A 21,546-nucleotide genomic window follows, 5' to 3' on the forward strand; every position below is an offset into this window, starting at 1 on the left:
GCCCTCGGGCTTCCGGCCGTCCGCCGTTTCCGGCCCGGTGCGGGCACAGCGGCCGGTGGCCGGCGTGAGCGACGCGGGCACGACGGGACGGCGTGAGCGACGCGGGCACGGCAGCAGCGACGCGGGCACAGCAGGACGGCAGGAGCTGCTGAAGCCGCGGGACGCCGCCGGGCACGGCAGAGGGGCGAGAGCGGCGCGGCGGAGGGCCCGGGCGACGGAAGCCGCGGGACGCCGCCGGGCGGCGAGTTCGTGCCCCGGCCGTCCCTCGCTCGTACGGCTCAACGCGCCACGGCTTTCCCGGTGCGGCCTCTAGGACCAGGCCGCCACCAGGTATCCCACTCCGTACGGGGCGTCGTCGTAGAGCAGGGCGCCGCCGAGCCCCGCGCCCTCGGCCGCGCCGGCGAGGACCTGCCAGGGGGCGCGGCCCGCGGCCTTCAGCTCGTGGGCCAGGGCGGTGTCCAGTGCCTTGAGCGCCGCCACGTCCGCGGTTCCCAGCGCACGCGCGACCTCCGCGTCGAAGCCCGCCGCGCGCTCGTCGAGATAGCCCGGCGCCTTGAGCGTCCTGCACGCGCTGGCGTCACCCATCACCAGCAGCGCCACCCGCCCGGCCCGGCCGCCGATGTGCTCCCCCGCCTGGATACACCGCTCGGCCTCCAGAGGTTCCCCCACTCCGAGGCCCTCCACCGGGGCGTCGGACCAGCCGGTGCGCTCCAGCAGCCAGGCGGCGACGGCGAGGGAGGGCGGCAGCCCGCGTTCCGAGACGTCCGGGCTCGCGGCGGCCGCGTCCGGGCGACCGAGGCACACCTCGAGATCGACCCCGAAACCGCTGAAGGAGCCGCGGGTGCCCTCCGGGTGCGGTCCGCGACCGTTCTGTTCGGCGGGGCCGACGACCACCAGCAGGTCGGGACGGGATGCGGCGAGCACGCCCAGCGCGTCCGTGCAGGCCGCGCGGGCGGCCTGCAACTCGGGTGCCGCGCCGGCGGCGACGTCGGGGACGAGCAGCGGAGGGCAGGGGCAGACTGCGGCGGCTACAAGCATGATCCGCAGCGTAACGGTGCCGACCGACGATCCGCCCCGGCTCCACTCCGGTTCCGTCGGCCCGCGTCGGCCCGCCGTCCCGGCCGATGTCGCCCCGTCAGTCGGCCAGGCGGTCAGCCGGTCAGTTGGTCAGTTGGTCAGCCGGGCAGTTGGTCATTTGGTCAGTCGCAGCCGCAGCCGCTGCCCGCGGCGACCGGGAGCGGCTCGGGGGCACCGATCCTCGGCAGGCCGAGCATGACGCCCGCCGGCTTGGCGGCCTCGGCGGCGTTGCGCTTCTCCCAGGCGTCCCCCGCGCGCGTGCGGCGCACGCCCAGGACGGCGCCCTCGGCGAGCAGGTGGTGCGGGGCGGCGTAGGTGATCTCGACGATGACCACGTCGCCGGGGCGGACCTCTTCGTCGGGCTTGGTGAAGTGGACCAGCCGGTTGTCGGGGGCACGGCCGGACAGCCGATGGGTGGCGCCGTCCTTGCGGCCCTCGCCCTCGGCGACCATCAGCTCCAGGGTGCGGCCGACCTGCTTCTTGTTCTCGTTCCAGGAGATCTCCTCCTGGAGGGCGACGAGACGCTCGTAGCGCGCCTGGACGACCTCCTTGGGGATCTGCCCCTCCATGGTGGCCGCCGGAGTGCCGGGGCGCTTGGAGTACTGGAAGGTGAAGGCCGCCGAGAAGCGGGCCTCGCGGACCGCGTGCAGGGTCTGCTCGAAGTCCTCCTCCGTCTCACCGGGGAAGCCCACGATGATGTCGGTGGTGATCGCCGCGTCCGGGATGGCGGCCCGGACCTTCTCGATGATCCCCAGGAAGCGGTCCTGGCGGTACGAGCGGCGCATCGCCTTCAGCACGGTGTCCGATCCGGACTGCATCGGCATGTGCAGCTGCGGCATCACGTTCGGGGTCTCGGCCATGGCGGCGATCACGTCGTCGGTGAAGTCGCGCGGGTGCGGCGAGGTGAAGCGGACCCGCTCCAGGCCCTCGATCTGCCCGCAGGCGCGCAGCAGCTTGCCGAAGGCCTCACGGTCGCCGATGTCGCTGCCGTACGCGTTGACGTTCTGGCCGAGCAGGGTGATCTCGGAGACGCCCTCGCCGACCAGGGCCTCGATCTCGGCCAGGATGTCGCCGGTCCTGCGGTCCTTCTCCTTGCCGCGCAGTGCCGGGACGATGCAGAAGGTGCAGGTGTTGTTGCAGCCGACGGAGATCGACACCCAGGCCGCGTACGCGCTCTCGCGGCGGGTCGGCAGCGTGGAGGGGAAGGCCTCCAGGGACTCGGCGATCTCGATCTGCGCCTCTTCCTGGACGCGGGCGCGCTCCAGGAGGACCGGCAGCTTGCCGATGTTGTGCGTGCCGAAGACGACGTCCACCCACGGCGCCCGCTTCACGATGGTGTCGCGGTCCTTCTGGGCGAGGCAGCCGCCGACGGCGATCTGCATGCCGGGGCGCTTCGTCTTCATGGGGGCGAGGCGGCCGAGGTTGCCGTAGAGCTTGTTGTCGGCGTTCTCGCGGACGGCGCAGGTGTTGAAGACGACGACGTCCGCGTCGCCGTCCGAGCCCTCGGGCGCCCTCACATAACCGGCGTCCTCAAGGAGCCCGGAGAGCCGCTCGGAGTCATGGACGTTCATCTGACACCCGTAGGTGCGCACTTCGTACGTCTTGGATTCCTGAACGTCCACTGCCTGACTCCGGTCGCCGCTGCTCATGTGACAAGGGTAGGCGGTAGCTGGAGTGCGTCCGGACGCCGGAGCCTCCGGCCGGTGCGCGGTACGGGGATCCACGGACCGTCCGGCCCGCTCCGGGCCTGCGGAGTCGTGCTCAGCCGCCGGGTGCGACCAGCCGCTCCGCGACCGTCTTCGCGGCGGCTCCCAGCAGGATCGTGTAGTGGTTGGTGCCCGCCATCAGCTCGGCGGGCAGGCCCGGGGATCTCCCGGCCCAGTGCTCGACGACGGCAGCCTGGAGCATCGGCGGCTCCTGGCCGAGCAGCCCGAGCGGCGCGTGCAGCAGCCGGGCCGGGACGGACAGCCGCGTGAGGTCGGCGGCGAACAGGTCGGCGGAGGCCAGCAGATCCCGCCCGTCGTGCCGTACGGCCTCCTCCCGCGCCTTGGAACGCCGAGCGCCCCGGGGCCCCGTGAGGTCGTAGCGCACGTACGCCTCGATGTCCGCGTTCCAGTCGGGGCCGAGCGCCGGATGCGCGCGGAAGAAGTCGACATAGGCCCGGTCGGTCTCGAAGGTCCGGCCGAGGCGGGCCAGCGCGGGGCCGAGGGTGACGTCCAGGATTGCGTCGAGGTCGGCGCCGGCTGGCACGGGCAGGGGCAGACCGCCGTCGACGAGCAGCAGCCGGTCGAACAGCTCGGGCCGTCGCGCCGCCGCTCGCAGCGCGATGTACGCGCCCATCGAGTGCCCGGTCAGGGCGACGGGCCGGCCGTCGCCCAGGTCCTCGGCCAGGCGGCACAGGTCCGTGGCGTGCCGGTCGAGGCCGTACGGGCCGGGGGTGCCGGCGCTGCCGCCGCGCCCCCGCAGGTCGGGCGCGAACAGGGTCCACTCGTCGGGGAGTCGACGGGCCATGGCGCCGAAGGCCATGCCGGACGCGGTGATGCCGTGCGCCGCGAGGGCGATCCGCGGCCCCCGGCCGAACCGCAGGACACGGAGGGTTCCGCCCTCGACGGGCAGATCGAGTTCGGCCGGCTCGTTCACGCGCTCTCCTGGTCGTCGCTGGTGGGCGCCCCGAGTGCCGACGACCCCGCGGTTCCTGGTGGCCGGGTCCCGGAGGGCGAAGGGGCGAAGGGGCGAAGGGGCGAAGGGGCGCAAGCTAGCAAGCCGGTCGGTGGTGTCGGAAGGGTGCGAGTCGGCCACCGGCAGAGACGACCGGTCGGCGGTGCCGGAAGGGTGCGGTCGGCCAGCCGGCAGGGTCGGCCCGCCAGCAGGGTCAGCCGGTCGGCGGCATCGGAAGGGTGCGCGTCGGCCAGCCTGCGGAGACGACCCGTCGGCCAGTCGGCAGAGACAGGCGGGAGAACGGCAGCCACCGCGCCCCCGGGTGCCGACACACGCTAGGCGTCCGGCGCGCTCCACCCCTGCCGCCTCAGGACCTCCGCCACATCCGGGGCCCGGTAGTGCTCGCCCTTGAGGACCTTGCCGTCCGCCCTGCGCGCGACATGGCCGTCGGGGCCGAGCTTCGTCATGTTGGACCGGTGGATCTCGGCGATCACCGCGTCGAGGTCGATCCCGTGGACGAGAGCCGTGCCGTACGCCACGTACACGACGTCGGCGAGCTCGTGCGCCAGCCGGTCGAGCGGGCCGCCGACCGAGACCTCGGCGACCTCGGCCGCCTCCTCGGCCAGCAGTTCGCCGCGGTGCGCGGCGAGCTCCGGGGAGACCTCGGCCGGGGTGTCGCGGACCTCTAGGCCGAAGGCGAGATGGAACGCGCGGACCAGGGAGGCGGGCGAAGGGACGGCGCCGGACTCGGCGGCGGCCGGGGAAGGCATCGGAGTGGTGGAAGGCGCGACCTGCGACGGGGAAGACGGCTGCATCCGGCGAGCCTATCGATCAGCCGGAACCCCCTTGTGAGTCCCGCCCTGGTCAGGACCGCCCCCGGACTGGCAGGATCGCGCGCATGTTCCAGGCACTCCCCCGTATCGGCCGGCGCCGCGCGCTGTTCGGCTCGGCGACCGCTCTCACGGTCGTCGGGCTGCTGCTGTGGTGGCTGCTGCCGCTGGGCGAGGAGTCCCCGAGCGGGTCGATCACCTTCAGCACGGGCACCTCGACCGGGGTCTACGAGAAGTACGGCAAGCTCCTCCAGGGCGCCATCGCCAAGGACCTGCCGGACCTGGACGTGCAGCTGAAGAAGAGCGACGGATCGCAGCAGAACGTCCGGCGGGTGGCCACGGGCGAGGCCGACTTCACCATCGCGGCGGCCGACGCCGTGGAGACGTACATACTCGAGAACAAGCCGGGATCGGGCCGGCTGCGCGGCTGCTCGCGGCTCTACGACGACTACGTGCACCTGGTGGTCCCGCGCTCGTCGTCCGTGCGGTCGGTGGCGGACCTGAAGGGCCGGAGGGTCGCCCTCGGACCGAGCGGTTCCGGGGTGCGGCTGATCGCGAACCATGTGCTCCAGGCGGCGGGGCTGGACCCCGACACGGACATCGAGCCCCTCGCCGACGGCATCAAGACCATGCCCGGCCTGCTCAAAGAGCACAAGATCGACGCCTTCTTCTGGTCGGGCGGCCTGCCGACGAGCGCCGTGGTGGACCTCTCCAAGGCCGACGACATCAGGCTGGTGCCGATCGGCGGCGACCTCGTCAAGAAGCTGCACGAGCAGGGCGGCGCCTCCCGCTACTACCGGTCCGCCCAGATGCCCGCCGACGCCTACCCCGAGGCGCAGCGCGGCTCCCCCGTGCAGACCCTGGCCGTGGCCAACTACCTGATCACCCGTGAGGACGCGGACGCGAAGCTCACCGAGGAGCTCACCCGCACGGTGATCGCCAGCCGCGACCGGATCGGGGGCGTGGTGCACGCGGCCCAGCTGGTGGACCTGCGCACGGCGATCTACACGGACCCGCTGCCCCTGCACGACGGCGCGAGCCGCTACTACCGGTCGATCAAACCCTGACCCGCGGAGCCGGAGCCCCGGCGCGCGCCTCCTGCCGCCTCCTGCCGCCTACGGAACCACCCGGTTCCGGCGCGGGTCGTCCCGCGGAGCGGGGCCCCGCGAGGTCCCTCAGGCCGACGGCCCCGACCTCGGCACCGTCACCGTCACCCGCAGGCCGTGCGGCTCGTGGTGGTCGTACGCGATGGAGCCGCCGCCCGCGGCCAGCAGGGCCCGCGAGATGGAGAGGCCGAGGCCCGAGCCCTTGACGTTCTGGTGGACCGCGCTGCGCCAGAATCGGTCGCCGATGCGGGCCAGGTCCTCGTCGCCGAGGCCGGGGCCGCCGTCGGTGACCACGATGGTCGACGACTCGCCGTTCGACGCGACGGTCACCTCGACGCTCTCCCCCTCGGGTGTGAACTTGACCGCGTTGTCGATCACCGCGTCCAGAGCACTGGACAGCGTGACGGGGTCGGCCCACGCGGTGGTGGGCGGGCAGGTCCCCGCCAGTCTTACGCCCCTGCTCTCGGCGACCGGCTGCCAGGACGCCACGCGCTCGGCGGCCAGCTCGCCGATGTCGGTGAGGCGCACATCGGCTTCGGCGTGCTCGGCGAGCGCGAGGTCGAGCAGGTCGTCGAGCACCTGGGTGAGGCGCTTGCCCTCGGTGCGGACCGAGGCGATCTCCTCGTTGCCCTCGGGGAGTTCGAGGGCGAGCAGTTCGATGCGCAGCAGCAGCGCCGAGAGCGGGTTGCGCAGCTGGTGCGAGGCGTCGGCGACGAAGGCGCGCTGCTGCTCCAGCACGTCCTCGACGTTGTCCGCCATCTCGTTGAACGACCGGGCCAGGCGTCGGAGTTCCGGCGGGCCGCCGGCGACCGCGACCCGGGACTTCAGGCGCCCGGTCGCGATGTCGTGGGTGGTGGCGTCGAGGACGCGCACGGGTCTGAGTACCCAGCCGGTGAGGCGCAGCGCGGCACCGAGCGCGAGGAGCATCGCGGCGATCTCGCCCGCGCCGATGATCAGCCAGCCGTGCAGGGTCTTGGAACGCATCTGCCCGGTGGGCGAGTCGGTGACGACGACGGCGATGACGTCGCCGTCCCTGATGACCGGGGAGGCGACGACGAGTCGGTGGCGCTGCCAGGGCCAGACCTGCTCCGGGTCGTGGCTGCGGCGGCTGACGAGTGCCTCGTTGAAGGCGTCGCGGGCCACTCCCGTCCCGGGCACACGCCAGGTCTCCGGGGCGTTGGCCATGGGCGTGCGGTTGCGGTAGAAGACGCCGGCCCGGATGCCGTACACCTCGTGGTAGCGGATGAGTTCGGTCCGCAGGGTCTCGCCGCGTTCGTCCGGGAAGCCCTCCTGGGAACCGCCGGAGGCCTCGGTGACGTACTGGGCGAGGGCCGCGAAGCGCGCGGTGTCGTCGATGCGGTCGACGACCACGCGCTGCTGCTGGGCCGCCGCGACACTCACCGCGAGCGGGACGCCGAGCGCGAGCAGGACGGCTGCCATCAGGACGATGAGCAGCGGAAGGAGACGTGTGCGCACCCGTGCCCGCTACGAGGCCGGGGCGACGAGCCGGTACCCGACGCCGCGTACGGTCTCGATCAGCGCCGGCATGCGCAGCTTGGAGCGCAGCGACGCGACGTGCACCTCCAGGGTGCGCCCGGTTCCTTCCCAACTGGTGCGCCACACCTCGCTGATGATCTGCTCCCGGCGGAACACCACTCCGGGGCGCTGGGCGAGCAGCGCGAGCAGGTCGAACTCCTTGCGGGTCAGCTGGACCGTCGAACCGTCGACAGTGACCTGGCGGTTGGGGAGTTCGATGTGTACGGAGCCGAGGCGCAGCAGGGTCTCGCCGGGGGCCGCCGGGTCGTCGTGGACGCTGCGCCGGCTGACGGCGTGGATCCGGGCGAGCAGTTCCCCGGTGTCGTAGGGCTTGACCACGTAGTCGTCGGCGCCGAGGTTGAGGCCGTGGATGCGGGACCGTACGTCCGCGCGCGCGGTGACCATGATCACCGGTGTGGCGGTCCGCTTGCGGATCTTGCCGCAGACCTCGTAGCCGTCCTGGTCGGGCAGCCCCAGGTCGAGCAGGACGACACCGAACCCGTCGCTCTCCGGGACCAGCGCCTGCAGGGCCTCCTCGCCGCTGCGGGCGTGCGTGACGTCGAAACCGTGCCGTGCCAGCACCGCGGACAGGGCAGCGGCGACGTGATTGTCGTCCTCGACGAGAAGCAGTCTCATTCCGGCCCCCTCCGGTTCACAGGTCGTACGATGTCAGCGTGTAGAACACGGTGCACGCTCGCGTGCACCAAGGAAGTCACGCCGATGGACAAGGACGGCGTCAAGAGGCTTCGGGTTGCGCGGGGCTTCCGTTACCCAGCCGGTACGCGCATTTGTACGGGCTGCTACGACACGTGTCCGATTGCTACCGGATCGTGATGCTCAAGTTCCCCTCAGATGTAATGACGCTGGTCGTACGGCGTTACTACTGTCCTCCGAAACCGAGGAGGACGGAGCCCAAAAGCGATGACCGAAGTATCGGTGGCCAAGGACGCCATGGCCGCGACCGACGAACTGGTCGTCCTGAAGAGCGTCAACAAGCACTTCGGCGCGTTGCACGTGCTCCAGGACATCGACCTGACGATCACCCGTGGCGAGGTCGTCGTGGTCATCGGACCCTCCGGGTCCGGGAAGTCCACCCTGTGCCGCACCATCAACCGCCTGGAGACGATCGATTCGGGAGACATCTCGATCGACGGCAAGCCGCTGCCCCAGGAGGGCAAGGGGCTGGCCCGGCTTCGGGCCGATGTGGGCATGGTCTTCCAGTCCTTCAACCTCTTCGCGCACAAGACCGTGCTCGAGAACGTGATGCTGGGGCAGATCAAGGTCCGCAAGACCGACAGGAAGGCTGCCGAGGAGAAGGCCCGCGCGCTGCTCGACCGCGTCGGTGTCGGCACCCAGTCCGACAAGTACCCCGCACAGCTGTCGGGCGGCCAGCAGCAGCGCGTCGCGATCGCACGGGCGCTGGCGATGGACCCCAAGGTCATGCTCTTCGACGAGCCGACCTCCGCGCTGGACCCCGAGATGATCAACGAGGTCCTCGAAGTCATGCAACAGCTGGCCCGGGACGGCATGACCATGATCGTCGTCACCCACGAGATGGGCTTCGCTCGTTCGGCTGCCAACCGCGTCGTCTTCATGGCCGACGGCCGCATCGTCGAAGAGGCTGTGCCGGACCAGTTCTTCAGCAATCCGCGCAGCGACCGTGCCAAGGATTTCCTCTCGAAGATCCTGCACCACTGACGGTCCCCGCGCGTGGGGATCCTGACGTCCCCGCGCGTGGAGGACTCCTCACGTCACCCCGTCCGTCGACGGCCCATAGTTCTTCATCACTCAAAGGATGTTCACCATGAAGCTCCGCAAGGCAGCCGCCGCCTCGGCAGCCGTACTCGCTCTCGCCGCTACCGCCACCGCGTGCGGTTCGGACGACAAGAACGACAGCGGGTCCTCGTCCTCGGACGGCGGCAAGATCAAGGTCGGCATCAAGTACGACCAGCCCGGGCTCGGCCTGAAGCAGCCCGACGGTTCCTTCGCCGGTTTCGACGTGGACGTCGCGACCTACGTGGCCAAGCAGCTCGGTTACAAGCCCGACCAGATCGAGTTCGTCGAGACCAAGAGCGCCGACCGTGAGAACGCGCTCGCCCGCGGCGACGTGAAGTTCATCGCGGCGACCTACTCGATCACCGACGAGCGCAAGCAGAAGGTCGACTTCGCCGGCCCGTACCTGCTGGCCCACCAGGACCTGCTCGTCAAGGCCGACTCGGACATCAACAAGGGCACGGACCTCAACGGCAAGAAGCTGTGCTCCGTGACCGGCTCCACCTCGGCGCAGAACGTCAAGGACACCATCGCCCCCAAGGCCAACCTGCGTAAGTACAGCGGCTACTCGGAGTGCATCGCGGGCCTGCAGAGCGGCGCCGTGGACGCGGTGACCACCGACGACTCGATCCTCGCGGGCTTCGCCGCGCAGGACAAGTACAAGGGTCAGTTCAAGCTCGCCGGGCTCAAGCTGAGCAACGAGAACTACGGTGTCGGCGTCAAGAAGGGCGACGCCGAGACGGTGAAGAAGATCAACGCCGCCCTCACGAAGATGGTGAGCGACGGCGACTGGCAGAAGGCGGTCGAGAAGAACTTCGGCCCGGCCAGCTACAAGAACGAGCAGGCTCCGAAGATCGGCGTGATCGTCTCGTAGCACCGGATCACCAGCCAACGCAGGGACCCTCAGGTAACGCAGGAACCCGCGGGTTCACGCGGGGTTCCGCAGGTGTGCCGCCGCCCGACGCGATCACGGCGGCGGCACACCGCGTCCGCCAGTACGCCACCACCCGGAAGCGCGGGAGATCGTGTTCGACTTTCTTCAAGGTTATGACGTCCTAGAGGCGTTCTGGATGACGGTGAAACTCACCGTCTTCTCCGCCCTCGGCTCCCTCGTCCTGGGCACCCTGCTGGCCGCGATGCGGGTCAGCCCGGTCCCGCTCATGCGCGGGTTCGGCACCGCCTACGTGAACATCGTCCGGAACATCCCCCTGACCGTCATCATCGTCTTCAGCTCGCTCGGTCTCGCGGACATCTTCGGTGTCACGCTGGGCGCGCCCGACAACTTCGATCTCCAGGGTTTCCGGCTCGCGGTCCTCAGTCTCATCGGCTATCACGCGGCCTTCGTCTGCGAGGCGCTGCGCTCCGGCATCAACACCGTGCCGGTCGGGCAGGCGGAGGCCGCCCGCGCGATCGGTCTGAGCTTCGGGCAGACCCTCCGGCTCGTCGTGCTGCCGCAGGCGTTCCGTTCCGTCATCGTCCCGCTGGCGAACGTGCTGATCGCGCTGACCAAGAACACGACCGTGGCCGCCGCCATCGGCGTGGCCGAGGCCGCCACCCTGATGAAGACGATGATCGAGAACGAGGCCCAGACGGTCCTCATTGCCGCGTTCTTCGCCTTCGGGTTCGTGGTCCTGACCCTCCCCACCGGCCTCATTCTCGGCTGGCTGGGCAAGCGACTGGCGGTGAAGCGATGACCTCCGTCCTCTACGACGCCCCCGGTCCCCGGGCCAAGCGCCGCAATCTGCTCATCTCGGTGGTCTTCTTCGTCCTGCTCGCCCTGTTCCTGTGGTGGATCTGGATGGCGATGGACGACAAGGGCCAGCTGAAATGGGACCTGTGGGAGCCGTTCACCACGGCGGACGCCTGGAGCACCTATCTGTGGCCGGGTCTCCTCAACACGCTGAAGGCGGCCGCGCTCAGCATGGTGATCGCCCTCCCGCTGGGCGCGGTCTTCGGTATCGCGCGCCTGTCCGACCACCGCTGGGTGCGTGTTCCGGCGGGTGCCGTGGTCGAGTTCTTCCGGTCGATCCCGGTCCTGCTGCTCATGCTGTTCGCGAACGAGCTCTACGCCAAGTCCGGGAACATCGCCAGCGAGGACCGTCTGTTCTACGCGGTCGTCACCGGTCTGGTGCTCTACAACTCCGCGGTCCTCGCCGAGGTCGTACGAGCCGGCATCCTCGCGCTCCCCAAGGGACAGACGGAGGCCGCGTACGCGATCGGTCTGCGCAAGGGCCAGACGATGACCAGCATCCTGCTGCCGCAGTCGGTCACCGTGATGCTCCCGGCGATCGTCGGCCAGCTCGTCGTCATCGTGAAGGACACCGCGCTGGGCGGCGTCATGATCGGGTACTCGGAACTCCTCACCGCGCGGAGCACCCTCGCGGCCAACTACGCCAACGTCATCCCGAGCTTCATCGTGGTCGCCGTCATCTTCATCGTGTTGAACTTCGCGATCACCAGCTTCGCCTCCTGGCTGGAGGGCAGGCTGCGCCGCGGCAAGAAGACGACCGGGGCGGTGCTCTCCCCGAACGACGCGTCGATCGCCGGTACCGCGGCGACGGGCGCGGGCGGGGGCGGCTTCTGACTAATCGTCCGAAGAACAGTGGATCGGTTTGACCGGCGGGGGCAGAGGCATGATCACCACTGCCCCCGTCACTTGACGCAAGCAGCGGCAATGGGTTGCATACGTTCTGTGATCGTGCACCCCGCTCCACCTGCCTGTTCCCGTACGTCCCTCAGGACACAGCTCCGGGCAGGGGGCACCGCGTCGTGGACCCGGTGATCATCGTCGGAGCAGGGCCCGTGGGGCTCACGCTCGCCCTTGCGCTGGCCCGCCAGGAGGTCCCTTCCGTGGTCCTCGACGAGGGGCCCGGCAAGGACGAACAGCGGCTCGCGCGGACCGTGGTGCTGCGCGAGGACACGACGGCGCTCGTCGAAAGGCTGACGGGACTGCCGCTGGACGACGCCGGCTTCCGTTGGGCCGGATGGCGGTCGATGCGGCGCAAGCAGGTGATGCGCGAGATCGCTTTCGGCGCGGAGAGTCCAAGGAGTGTGGAGCGCTCGAACAGCGCCGCAGACTCCCGGAGCGCGGGAATCCCGGCGGACGGCGAGGAGTTCACCGCCCCGCTGCACATCGCCCAGCACGCGCTGACCGGCGCCCTGCGCGAGGCCATCATCCACGAGCGGCTCATCAAGGTCGCCGTGCACAGCCGCCTCGACTCCGTCGAGCAGGAGACCTCGGGGGTCACGGCGCACACCCGGGGGGCCAAGGGCACCTGGTGGCGCGGCAGTTACCTGGTCGGCTGCGACGGACCGCGCTCGACGGTGCGCAAGCTCCAGGACATCCGCTTCCCCGGGCGTACCGCCGTCGAGCGGCACGCCGTTGCGGCCCTGCGTACGGAACTTCCCTGGCCCGGTGAGGCGTTGCTGCACCGGACACCGCCGTGGCGGACGTCCGGCCCCTCGGTGGACGAGGTGACCGCGCGTCCCCTCGCCGAGGACGTGTGGCGCCTGGACTGGCTGCTGCCCCCGGGCAAGGACCTGGTCACGCCCGACCTGCTGGTGGCCCGGGTCCGGGAGACCCTCGGCGGCTGGAGCGGGGGCACCGCACCCGCGTACGAACTGCTCGACACCGGAGTCCACACCGTCCACCACCGTCTCGCCCGCCGTTGGCGCGTCGGCCGGGTCTTCCTCGCCGGGGACGCGGCCCATCTGCTCGGCGCTCTCGGCACCCAGGGCCTGGACGAAGGGCTGCGGGACGCCGACAATCTCGCCTGGAAGCTGGCGCTCGCCTGGCACCACGGCCCGCACAAGGCGCTCCTCGACAGCTATCAGGCGGAGCGGCGCGCCGTGGTCGCCGCCCGGCTGCGCGCCGCCGACCAGGCACTGCCTCTGTTGCGGGGCGGTGGCGGCCTGCGCGCCTACGTCCCCGGGTCGGCCCGTGGTCACGACGCGTTGCTCACGGACGGCCACCTGGGTCGCGGACCACTGGGCGCGCCGGGGGCGTACCCCGACTCACCTCTCGCGCCCCCGCACGCCGAGTCGCACGCCCCCGTCGACACCGAGCCCGGCGCACCGGTCGTCGATGTGCGGGTGACCGCGGAGGACGGCTCGTTCGTACCGCTGCGGGAGCGGCTCGGGCGCGGTGTGCTGCTCGTCGTGCTGATCGCTCCGGGTACGGGTGTCTGGGAGCGCAGGCACTGGGTGACGGCCGGCATCATGCCCCGGCTCGCCGCCGCCGTGGCCGCGTTGCCGCACCCCGCGGAACTGCTCGTCGCGGAGAGCTACCCGGGTGCGGCCGCGCACACCGTTCTCCTGGTCCGCCCCGACGGACACCTGGTCACCGCGCTCGCCGGAGTCCGCCCGGCCGACCTGTACGAGGCGGCCGAGGCGACCCTAGGCGGACCGGCGGAGGCGGAGGCCGCCGCGGAGGCGACGGCGGGCAGCAGTTGAACGCTCGGTAACCGGTTGAACGGTCTGTAGCCGTCTGAGCTGGGGCTTCCCAGATCCTTGAGCATTCCTGGTCCAGATGGTGACGGTGAGTTGACCGGTCTGCGCCACCATGGTGTACTCCGGATCGTGACCGACACCTGTGTGCGCCTGTGGCGGAGGGTCCATATGGACCTCCTCCGCTATGCGGGCTGCGTGTGTCGTCCGTCCTTCTGATTTCGCATCCCTTCCCCGCGCGCCGCTCTCGTGCCACCGCGCGCCCCTCTCGCGAACCCTCAGGACGGTCCGAGTGTCTGTGTCACCCTCTGTCTCCGCGTCTGCCGCCGCCTCCACGTCCGCCGCTGTCGCCGCGGCCCCTCAGACCCCCACCCAGGCCGACCTGCTCGCCTTCGTGCGCCGTACGGCGGCCGACACCGAACTGATCGCCTCGCTCCCCCTCGACCCCGAGGGCCGCACGTGGGTGCGGCTCGAAGGCCCCGGCGGCAGTGAGGCCTGGCTCATCGGCTGGCCGCCCGGCACCGGAACCGGCTGGCACGACCACGCCGAATCGGTGGGCGCCTTCCTCACGGCGTCGGGCGAACTCAAGGAGAACTCACTCGCCGCCCGGCTGCCCGCCGACGGCTGGAAAACCCTTGAACTCGCCGAAGAGATCGACCGGCAGCGGAAGCTGCCCGCGGGTACCGGCCGCGCCTTCGGCCGCCACCACGTGCACGAGGTGCTCAACGAGTCCACCGAGGAGCACGCGATCTCGGTCCACGCCTACTACCCGCCGCTCCCGCAGATCCGCCGCTACAGCCGTACAGGCCCGGTGCTGCGTCTGGAGCACGTCGAGCGTCCGGTGGACTGGCAGTGAGCACGCGGCCGCCCGTGGGCATCGACGCGTTGCTGGAGCAGGTCCGCGCGGGCCTGGACCGGGTGGAGGCCGAGGAGGCGTTCGAGGCGGTGCGGGCCGGTGAAGCGCTTCTGGTCGACACCCGGTACGCCGCCCTGCGCGAGCGCGACGGCCTGATCCCCGGCGCCCTCGTCGTCGAGCGCAACGAACTGGAGTGGCGGCTCGACCCCACGGGCAGCCACCGCGCCCCGGAGGCCACGAGCCATGACCTGCGGGTCGTGGTGTTCTGCAACGAGGGGTACGCGTCGAGCCTCGCCGCCGAATCCCTGCGCCGGCTGGGGCTGCACCGGGCCACCGATCTCGTCGGCGGCTTCCAGGCGTGGAAGGGTGCCGGCCTTCCGGTGACGGCTTCCGACACCGGCCTTCCGGTGACGGCTGCCGACGCGGAGGACTGACCGCCGGTCGAGCACGGCTGGGCGCCCCTTGAGGTAAGGGGCGCCCACTCTTGCGTGCTGCCCCTTACCTGTCACTCCTGGGCGGTGGCCACCGTGACAGGGCGCGTCCTCAGGGCCGCACGTCCGGGCAGGGCTGTCGCGACCAGGGCGAGCAGTCCGGCGAATCCGACGACGGTCAGGTGGACGAGCGGGGTGACCGCCGGGGCGGCGCCGCCCGTCATGCCGACGCTGAACGCGGTCAGGACGGCGAGGGCGATACCGCTGCCGAGCGTCGTCGCGAGCAGCAGCACCGACAGTGCCTCGGTCCGCAGCATGCGCAGCACCTGACGGCGGGTCGCTCCGGCGAGGCGGAGCAACGCGAACTCGCGGACCCGTTCGGAGACGGACATGGCGAGCGTGTTGACGACGGCGATGGCGGTGAAGGCGAGGACCAGGCCCATGGCGAGGTGGTTCACCTCGGCGTTCGCCTGCCGCCGCTCGGCCTGGATCGATTCCGCCCGGGCCGGAGCGAGAACACGCACGGCCGGGAACTCACGGAGCGTAGTCGCGAGTTGTGTCTGTGTGCGGGCCGTGCCGACCAGGACGGAGGTGGCGAGTGGGTTGTCGACATGGCGGGCGACCAGGTCGTGGGCGAGGGTGAGGTCACCGAAGCCCAGGCCCCTGGCGTAGACGGCGGCGACCGTGAGGCGGACGGGCACGCCGTCACCCAGGGTGAGCCTCAGCGTGCTTCTGGGCTTCAAGTGGAGCTGGTCCGCGGCGAGTTCACTGACGGCGACGGTGCTGCTCCCGAGGTTCTCCAGGGAGCCCGCGGTGACGTCCGGGTCCCAGGTGCGGGACAGCCCGGCCGGAGTGACGCCCTGGGCCGCGTACTTGTCCAGGCCCACGCGGACGGTCGTCCGGACCACTTCGGTGACCACGTCGTGCCGCATGCGCAGCAGACGGGCGGCTTCGGCCGGGACTCCGGGGCCCTGGGCGGCGAGCACCCAGTCGGCGCGGATGCCCTCACGCGCCTGGGCACGGGCCGCGTTCCCGAGGGTCGGTTGGACGAAGAGAACCGTGCAGGTCATGCCGATGAGGAGGGTGAGGGGAGTGACGACGGAGGCCATGCGGGCCGCGTTGCCGCGGAGGTTGGCGCGGGCGAGCCGTCCCCCGGGTCCGGTCAGCCGCAGCGGGCCCGCGAGCAGCGCCGCGGTGGCCCGGACCAGCAGCGGTCCGAGCAGCGCGACGGCACCGGCGAGGACCACGACGGCCAGGAAGGTCACGGGAGTCGAGGCGGGTTCGGTGCGCAGCACGCTGAGCACGACCACGAGAACGGCTCCCCCGGCGAGCAGCGCGAGACCGGCGAGGACTCGTCCCCAGGCCGGGCGGGCGCGCTCGACCCGGGCTTCGGCCAGCGCCTCGGCCGGGCGGATGCGGGCGACGCGACGGGACGAGATGCGCGCGGCGGCCCAGGCGCCGAGCAGGGTGGCGGCGACAGCGGCGAAGAGAGGGAAGACGCTGACCGTGTGCTGAAGCGTGGACGGGACGGCACCGATGGCGACGAACCGGCTGTGCAGCCAACCCCCCAGCGGCAGACCCGCGAGTGCGCCGATGACACCGGCGGCGGCCCCCACGATCAGCGCCTCCCGGCCCAGGAGGGTGCGGATCTGCCCGGAGGTGGCGGCGATGGCGCGCAGCAGGGCGAGTTCGCGATGGCGTTGCCGGACCGAGAGGGAGAAGGTACCGACGACCACCAGGACGGCCACGAGCAGCGAGGTGCCGCCCATCGCGCCGCCCATGCTGACCAGTTCGATCCGGGCGGCGGCCGCGTCCAGGAACTCGACCGGTCCGCGGTCGTCGCCGGTACTGACCTGCGCCGTGGTTCCGTTCAGCGCCTCGGCCACGGCCTGCCCGACATCGGTGATGTCCCTGCCGCTGTCGGGCAGCACCCCGAAGGCGGTGACCTGCCCGGGGTGCGCGGCCAGCCGCGTGGCCTCGGCTGTGGAGAAGAAGAGGGAGGTCTGATGGCGCACATCGGCGGCGGGCGCGGCGATCCCGCTGATCCGGTAGGTGCGCGGTGCCTGTGTCGACTGGACGGTGAGCCGGTCGCCGGGCCGCAGACGGGCGCGCTCGGCGAAGCGACGGTCGACGACGAGGTCGGTGTCGGCCTCGGGCGCGGTACCGGTGACGATCCTGTACGGGGTCAGCGCGGCGGATGCCCACCCGTGACCGTAGGCGGGCCGGTCCTTCTCGACGGTCGCGGCGGAGGTCAACGGCTGTGCCAGGAAGGTCAGTTCGGGGACGACCCGGTCCACCCCGGGCACTCGGCGCAGCCGGGCGGCGAGGTCGTCCGCGAGCCAGGCCCGTTCGGCGATCGGTTTCGCCTTGTGCTTGACCTTGGTCTTGCCGTTCTTGTGCTTGACGGTCGTCCGGTGGACGTTCTGGTCGGCGGAGACCACGACCGGCGCCGCGGCATAGCGCTCGGTGCGGATCGTGCCGCGCAGGCCGGTCTCCAGGAGGGTGCCGCAGGCGGTGATGAGGGCGGCCGCGCACATCAGGGCGACAAAGGCACCGAGGAAGCCGCCCTTGCGGGCCCGGACGCTCTTCAGGGCGTAGCGCAGCATCATGTCGGGTCGCTCGCTTTTCCGTTGTGGGGCTCTCTGTCGTGGGGCGCTCTGTCGTGGGGCTCCCTGTCGTCGGGCGCCGGCTCGCTCACGGGTGCGGCGTCGGGGGCCGGGAGGGCCAGGAACCGGGTGAGTACGGTGCGCGCTCCGGGCGGGGTGTCGGTGTCCGGGCGCTTGTAGCGGTTGAGGAGCGCGATGTACTCCTCGAAGAACGCGCGGAGTTCGGGGAGCGTGAGCCGGATGCTGCCGCGCGAGTAGGGGAAGGCGTCGGCCCAGGGGTCCTCGCGCGCGCCGGCCCGCAGCTGCGCCTGTTCGAAGAGTTCGAGGTCGGCGGCGTACGCGTGATGGTTCAACTCGTCCATGACGAGACGCATCTCGGGGCTCTGCCGGCTGCGCGGCGGGAAGCGCCGGTCACCGGGAACCGCCCGCCACCAGCGCTCCCGGCGGTGCCCGTCCGCCGCGTCCTGTTCCTCGACGAATCCGTAGCGCGCGAGTTCGCGCAGGTGGTAACTGGTGGCTCCGGTGTTGAGTCCCAGCTCTCGGGCGAGGGTCGCCGAGGTGGCCGGGCCGTGCAGGGTGAGGTGCTGCAGGATGCGCTGCCGACGCGGCTGCGCGAGGGCCTTGAGCGCGGCGAGGTCGGAGAGTTCGGTGGGGGCGTGCGGCCCCTTCGGGGATGCTGTCTCCAGCGCGCCGGGTTCCTGTGCCATGCGTACACAGTCGTCTGTGCACAGATGCCTGTGCACTGCGGTGACCAGGCGTCTTCGACCGGGGGTTAACCCCACCTCGCCAAGGGGAGTTGAGGTCAGGGCATGCGTCAGAGAGTGCGTCCGGGCATGCGTCCGGGCATGCGTCCGGGCCCTGAACGCGATCGGCGCCCCCGCGCGTCCACCGTGTTCAGGGCCCGTGATCGGACACCATCGCCCCGGCATCCCGGGTCACCCCGGTGCCTCGAGCCGCCCTCATGCGGAAGCCCGTGGGATCAGAACCCCTCGTCCACGAGCCCTTCCGTGTCCTCGCCCTCTTCCTCCAGCGCCTGGCGGACCACGCGCAGGGCCATGCCCTGGGAGTAGCCCTTGCGGGCGAGCATGCCCGCGAGGCGCCTCAGTCGCTTGTCGCGGTCGAGTCCGCGTGTGGAGCGCAGCTTGCGGGCGACCAGCTCACGGGCGGTCGCCTCCTCCTGATCGGAGTCCAGCTGTCCGACGGCCTCGTCGATCAGCGTCGGCTCCACGCCTTTGGTCCGCAGCTCCTGGGCGAGCGCCCGCCTGGCCAGCCCCCGGCCGTGATGCCGGGACTCCACCCAGGCGTCCGCGAAGGCGCCGTCGTTGATCAGCCCGACCTCCTCGAACCGTGACAGCACCGCGTCCGCCACCTCGTCCGGGATCTCGCGCTTGCGCAACGCGTCCGCGAGTTGCTTCCGTGTGCGCGGGGTCCCGGTGAGCAGGCGCAGACAGATCGCTCGCGCCCGCTCAGCCGGGTCCCCCGGGGACTCCCCCTTCTCGGCCCTCGACGAGGAGGAGGTGCCTCCGTCCTGCGGGTCGCCGGACGGCTCACCGAAACCGCTTCGCCTCCGACGCCCTCGTCCACCACGCGGTCCCCCCTCACCGCGTCCACCACGCCGGGAGGCCGCGCCCGGCGAACTGTGACCGGCCGGCAGGCCGTCACCCCGCCGCGCGTCACCGCCCGTCGAACCGCCGCCGTCCGGACCACCGTCGTCCGGATCGACGGCGTAGAAGCCGTCGGCGCCATGGAGCCCGTCACCGGCGCCGTACGACGAGCCGCCGTACCCCCCGCCGCCGTCGTGCGAGCTGTCACCGTCTCCGGCCGAGCCGCTGTCTCCCCCGCCGTACCCCTGCCCCGGCCCCTCGGAGGCGGGGGGGTAGGCGTACTCGGCCCAGTCGGTTCGTCGTGTCATGGACTAGCTCTTGGCCGCCGCGGCCCTGGACTTCGTGGCCTTGGCAGCCGGAGCGGGCACCGTCTTCGCGGTGTCGTCCGGGGCAGCCGAGACCGCCGCGTCCGCGCCCGGCGTGGCGGTGGGCTCCTCGGTCTTCTTCACACCGACGCCCAGTTTCTCCAGGATCTTCTTCTCGATCTCGTTGGCGAGGTCGGGGTTGTCCTTCAGGAAGTTGCGCGCGTTCTCCTTGCCCTGGCCGAGCTGGTCGCCCTCGTACGTGTACCAGGCGCCGGCTTTGCGGACGAAGCCGTGTTCCACGCCCATGTCGATCAGGCCGCCCTCGCGGCTGATGCCGTGCCCGTACAGGATGTCGAACTCGGCCTGCTTGAACGGCGGCGCGACCTTGTTCTTGACGACCTTGACGCGCGTGCGGTTGCCGACCGCGTCGGTGCCGTCCTTCAGCGTCTCGATGCGGCGGATGTCGAGTCGCACCGAGGCGTAGAACTTCAGCGCCCGGCCACCGGTGGTGGTCTCCGGGGAGCCGAACATCACGCCGATCTTCTCGCGGAGCTGGTTGATGAAGATCGCGGTGGTCTTGGACTGGTTGAGCGCGCTGGTGATCTTCCGCAGGGCCTGGCTCATCAGACGGGCCTGCAGACCCACGTGCGAGTCGCCCATCTCGCCCTCGATCTCCGCGCGCGGCACCAGGGCGGCGACGGAGTCGATGACGATGAGGTCGAGCGCGCCGGAGCGGACCAGCATGTCCACGATTTCGAGGGCCTGCTCGCCGTTGTCCGGCTGCGACAGGATCAGGTTGTCGATGTCGACGCCGAGCTTCTTCGCGTACTCGGGGTCGAGGGCGTGCTCGGCGTCCACGAAGGCCACCTGGCCGCCGGCCTTCTGCGCGTTCGCCACCGCGTGCAGGGTCAGGGTCGTCTTACCGGAGGACTCCGGGCCGTAGACCTCGACCACGCGGCCGCGCGGGAGCCCGCCGACGCCGAGGGCGACGTCGAGCGCGGTCGACCCGGTGGGGATGACCTCGATGGGCTCATTCGGCCGTTCGCCCAGGCGCATCACGGCGCCCTTGCCGAACTGCCGTTCAATCTGCGCGAGCGCGGCGTCGAGCGCCTTCTCGCGGTCGGTTCCTGCCATGGGTTCCACCCGGTTTGCTTGAGTCGATCGCTTCACGTCAAAGACGCTAACGCCTGCCACTGACAATGCGCCCCGACGCCCGTCCGGCCTGTGGATAACTCGGGCACATCTCCGTCGAAACCATGCCGAAACCCCCATCAAGAGCTCCGCCGGAACTTCCATAAGAATGGATGTTCGATTTTCGTGTCAAGCGCACCACGCGGCACCTCCGAGACTACGTTCACACTCCGACAACGCCCCGAATGTCCCGCCGGGCCGGGCCGAGGACCTGTCCTGGCGGCCGTCCCGGCGCCTGTCCCGGCCACGGGCTACTCTCCCGGGCGTACCGCCGGTTCCTTCGGCCGTACGACGACGGCGCCCGGCCCGCCCGGCAGGCTGTGGGTCATGCGAACGACGAGGACCAGCCCTCCGACGACGGCCCGCCCCCTGATGCGGCCCAAGCCCTCTCTCCGGCCGGCCGAGTGGCTCTGCTGCGCGACGGGCGCCCTGCTCGTCCTCTCGGGCTGCCTGCATCTGCTGGTCTTCGCCGTCGACGGCGGCCCGTGGGACGGTCCCGTCTCCTGGCGCAAGCCCGTCACCTTCGGGCTCTCCTTCGGGCTGACACTGATCGCGATCACGTGGGTCACGTCGTACGTGCGGGTCGGGGCGAGGCTGCGCACCGCTCTGCTCGTCGTGTTCGCCGCGGACTGTGTGGTGGAGGTCGGCGGCATCACCCTCCAGGCGTGGCGCCGGGTGCCCTCGCACCTCGACATGGAGACCGGCTTCGACACGGCGGTGTCCATGATGCTCGCGGTGGGCGGCGGGGTTCTGGTCGTGCTGCTGACCGTGTTCGCGGTGGCCTCCTTCCGGAGCCGGCCCGTGGGCCCCGCGGGCATGCCGCTCGCCGTGCGCTCCGGGTTCGCGATCCTGCTCGTCGCGCTGGCCTCGGGCGCCGCGATGATCGCGCGCGGGGTCGTCCTCACCCGGACCGGCCACCAGGAGGCCGCGTACCACTCGACGGCTCCGCTCAAGCCGCTGCACGGAGTGAGCCTGCACGCCGTGCTGGTGCTGCCCGCGCTGGCCTGGCTGCTGTCGCGCACCGGCTGGAGCGACAAGGCCGGACGGCGGGTCATGTACGGGGCCGTCGGCTGCTACGCGACGGCCGTCGTCGCCACCGGTGTCCTGGCGGTCCTCACCTGGTGAAC

Annotated in this window: 20 protein-coding genes; 10 read left to right on the forward strand and 10 right to left on the reverse strand. The window is 71.3% G+C overall.

Annotated features, from left to right (window positions below; translation table 11 throughout):
• Nucleotides 1-309: 309 nt before the first annotated feature.
• From ACFWBT_RS12740 to ACFWBT_RS12755, 4 genes are all read right to left on the reverse strand, one after another.
• Nucleotides 310-1,038, reverse strand: a complete 729-nt coding sequence (locus tag ACFWBT_RS12740; protein ID WP_385698829.1) for a class III extradiol dioxygenase subunit B-like domain-containing protein — start codon at nt 1,036-1,038, stop codon at nt 310-312.
• Between the two features lie 161 nt (nt 1,039-1,199).
• Nucleotides 1,200-2,726 (reverse strand): tRNA (N6-isopentenyl adenosine(37)-C2)-methylthiotransferase MiaB, encoded by a 1,527-nt coding sequence (gene miaB / locus ACFWBT_RS12745; protein WP_385698832.1) that lies wholly within the window; start codon nt 2,724-2,726, stop codon nt 1,200-1,202.
• 112 nt (nt 2,727-2,838) lie between these two features.
• Nucleotides 2,839-3,717 carry an alpha/beta hydrolase gene (locus ACFWBT_RS12750; RefSeq protein WP_385698835.1) on the reverse strand — a complete coding sequence of 293 codons (879 nt, stop codon included), beginning with the start codon at nt 3,715-3,717 and terminating at the stop codon, nt 2,839-2,841.
• Between the two features lie 353 nt (nt 3,718-4,070).
• Complete coding sequence (locus tag ACFWBT_RS12755; RefSeq protein ID WP_385698919.1) at nt 4,071-4,505, reverse strand: MazG nucleotide pyrophosphohydrolase domain-containing protein; 435 nt, start codon at nt 4,503-4,505, stop codon at nt 4,071-4,073.
• Between the two features lie 128 nt (nt 4,506-4,633).
• Here ACFWBT_RS12755 and ACFWBT_RS12760 point away from each other — a divergent pair, with 128 nt between their 5' ends.
• On the forward strand, nt 4,634-5,632 hold the full coding sequence (locus tag ACFWBT_RS12760; RefSeq protein ID WP_385698838.1) for a TAXI family TRAP transporter solute-binding subunit: 999 nt from the start codon (nt 4,634-4,636) through the stop codon (nt 5,630-5,632).
• A 108-nt stretch (nt 5,633-5,740) separates the two neighbouring features.
• Here ACFWBT_RS12760 and ACFWBT_RS12765 read toward each other — a convergent pair whose 3' ends face one another.
• Together ACFWBT_RS12765 and ACFWBT_RS12770 are read right to left on the reverse strand one after the other, a co-directional pair.
• Nucleotides 5,741-7,147: an ATP-binding protein gene (locus ACFWBT_RS12765; RefSeq protein WP_385698840.1), complete on the reverse strand. Its 1,407-nt coding sequence runs from the start codon at nt 7,145-7,147 to the stop codon at nt 5,741-5,743.
• A gap of 9 nt (nt 7,148-7,156) precedes the next feature.
• Nucleotides 7,157-7,843, reverse strand: a complete 687-nt coding sequence (locus tag ACFWBT_RS12770; RefSeq protein WP_385698842.1) for a response regulator transcription factor — start codon at nt 7,841-7,843, stop codon at nt 7,157-7,159.
• A gap of 285 nt (nt 7,844-8,128) precedes the next feature.
• On the opposite strand from ACFWBT_RS12770, the gene ACFWBT_RS12775 reads away from it, so the two are divergent.
• The 8 genes from ACFWBT_RS12775 to ACFWBT_RS12810 all read left to right on the forward strand — a co-directional run bounded on the left by ACFWBT_RS12775 (nt 8,129) and on the right by ACFWBT_RS12810 (nt 14,716).
• On the forward strand, nt 8,129-8,905 hold the full coding sequence (locus tag ACFWBT_RS12775) for an amino acid ABC transporter ATP-binding protein (protein WP_385698845.1): 777 nt from the start codon (nt 8,129-8,131) through the stop codon (nt 8,903-8,905).
• Nucleotides 8,906-9,011: 106 nt separating this feature from the next.
• Entirely contained in the window at nt 9,012-9,854 is an 843-nt protein-coding gene (locus ACFWBT_RS12780; RefSeq protein WP_385698848.1) for a glutamate ABC transporter substrate-binding protein, read from the forward strand.
• 151 nt (nt 9,855-10,005) lie between these two features.
• Nucleotides 10,006-10,674, forward strand: coding sequence for an amino acid ABC transporter permease (locus tag ACFWBT_RS12785; protein WP_385698850.1), 669 nt, complete (start codon nt 10,006-10,008; stop codon nt 10,672-10,674).
• Complete coding sequence (locus tag ACFWBT_RS12790) at nt 10,671-11,564, forward strand: amino acid ABC transporter permease (protein WP_385698853.1); 894 nt, start codon at nt 10,671-10,673, stop codon at nt 11,562-11,564. Before ACFWBT_RS12785 ends, ACFWBT_RS12790 begins: the two co-directional genes overlap by 4 nt.
• A 185-nt stretch (nt 11,565-11,749) precedes the next feature.
• On the forward strand, nt 11,750-13,432 hold the full coding sequence (locus ACFWBT_RS12795) for an FAD-dependent monooxygenase (protein WP_385698855.1): 1,683 nt from the start codon (nt 11,750-11,752) through the stop codon (nt 13,430-13,432).
• Between the two features lie 141 nt (nt 13,433-13,573).
• Complete coding sequence (locus tag ACFWBT_RS12800; protein WP_324618291.1) at nt 13,574-13,645, forward strand: putative leader peptide; 72 nt, start codon at nt 13,574-13,576, stop codon at nt 13,643-13,645.
• Between the two features lie 73 nt (nt 13,646-13,718).
• Nucleotides 13,719-14,282 carry a cysteine dioxygenase gene (locus ACFWBT_RS12805; RefSeq protein ID WP_385698857.1) on the forward strand — a complete coding sequence of 188 codons (564 nt, stop codon included), beginning with the start codon at nt 13,719-13,721 and terminating at the stop codon, nt 14,280-14,282.
• Nucleotides 14,279-14,716, forward strand: coding sequence for a rhodanese-like domain-containing protein (locus ACFWBT_RS12810; RefSeq protein ID WP_385698860.1), 438 nt, complete (start codon nt 14,279-14,281; stop codon nt 14,714-14,716). Before ACFWBT_RS12805 ends, ACFWBT_RS12810 begins: the two co-directional genes overlap by 4 nt.
• Before the next feature lie 71 nt (nt 14,717-14,787).
• Here ACFWBT_RS12810 and ACFWBT_RS12815 read toward each other — a convergent pair whose 3' ends face one another.
• The 4 genes from ACFWBT_RS12815 to recA form a co-directional block, all read right to left on the reverse strand.
• Nucleotides 14,788-17,322 carry an ABC transporter permease gene (locus ACFWBT_RS12815; RefSeq protein ID WP_385698863.1) on the reverse strand — a complete coding sequence of 845 codons (2,535 nt, stop codon included), beginning with the start codon at nt 17,320-17,322 and terminating at the stop codon, nt 14,788-14,790.
• Entirely contained in the window at nt 17,319-18,026 is a 708-nt protein-coding gene (locus tag ACFWBT_RS12820; RefSeq protein WP_385698866.1) for an ArsR/SmtB family transcription factor, read from the reverse strand. The genes ACFWBT_RS12815 and ACFWBT_RS12820 overlap by 4 nt, the downstream gene beginning before the upstream one ends.
• Before the next feature lie 272 nt (nt 18,027-18,298).
• Nucleotides 18,299-19,231: a recombination regulator RecX gene (gene recX, locus ACFWBT_RS12825; RefSeq protein WP_385698868.1), complete on the reverse strand. Its 933-nt coding sequence runs from the start codon at nt 19,229-19,231 to the stop codon at nt 18,299-18,301.
• A gap of 3 nt (nt 19,232-19,234) precedes the next feature.
• Nucleotides 19,235-20,362, reverse strand: coding sequence for a recombinase RecA (recA, locus tag ACFWBT_RS12830; protein WP_385698871.1), 1,128 nt, complete (start codon nt 20,360-20,362; stop codon nt 19,235-19,237).
• Nucleotides 20,363-20,791: 429 nt separating this feature from the next.
• Between recA and ACFWBT_RS12835 the strand changes: the two genes are divergently transcribed.
• Complete coding sequence (locus ACFWBT_RS12835; protein ID WP_385698923.1) at nt 20,792-21,544, forward strand: hypothetical protein; 753 nt, start codon at nt 20,792-20,794, stop codon at nt 21,542-21,544.
• Nucleotides 21,545-21,546 lie beyond the last annotated feature (2 nt).

Source organism: Streptomyces sp. NPDC060027 (assembly GCF_042737005.1).
Lineage (GTDB): Bacteria > Actinomycetota > Actinomycetes > Streptomycetales > Streptomycetaceae > Streptomyces.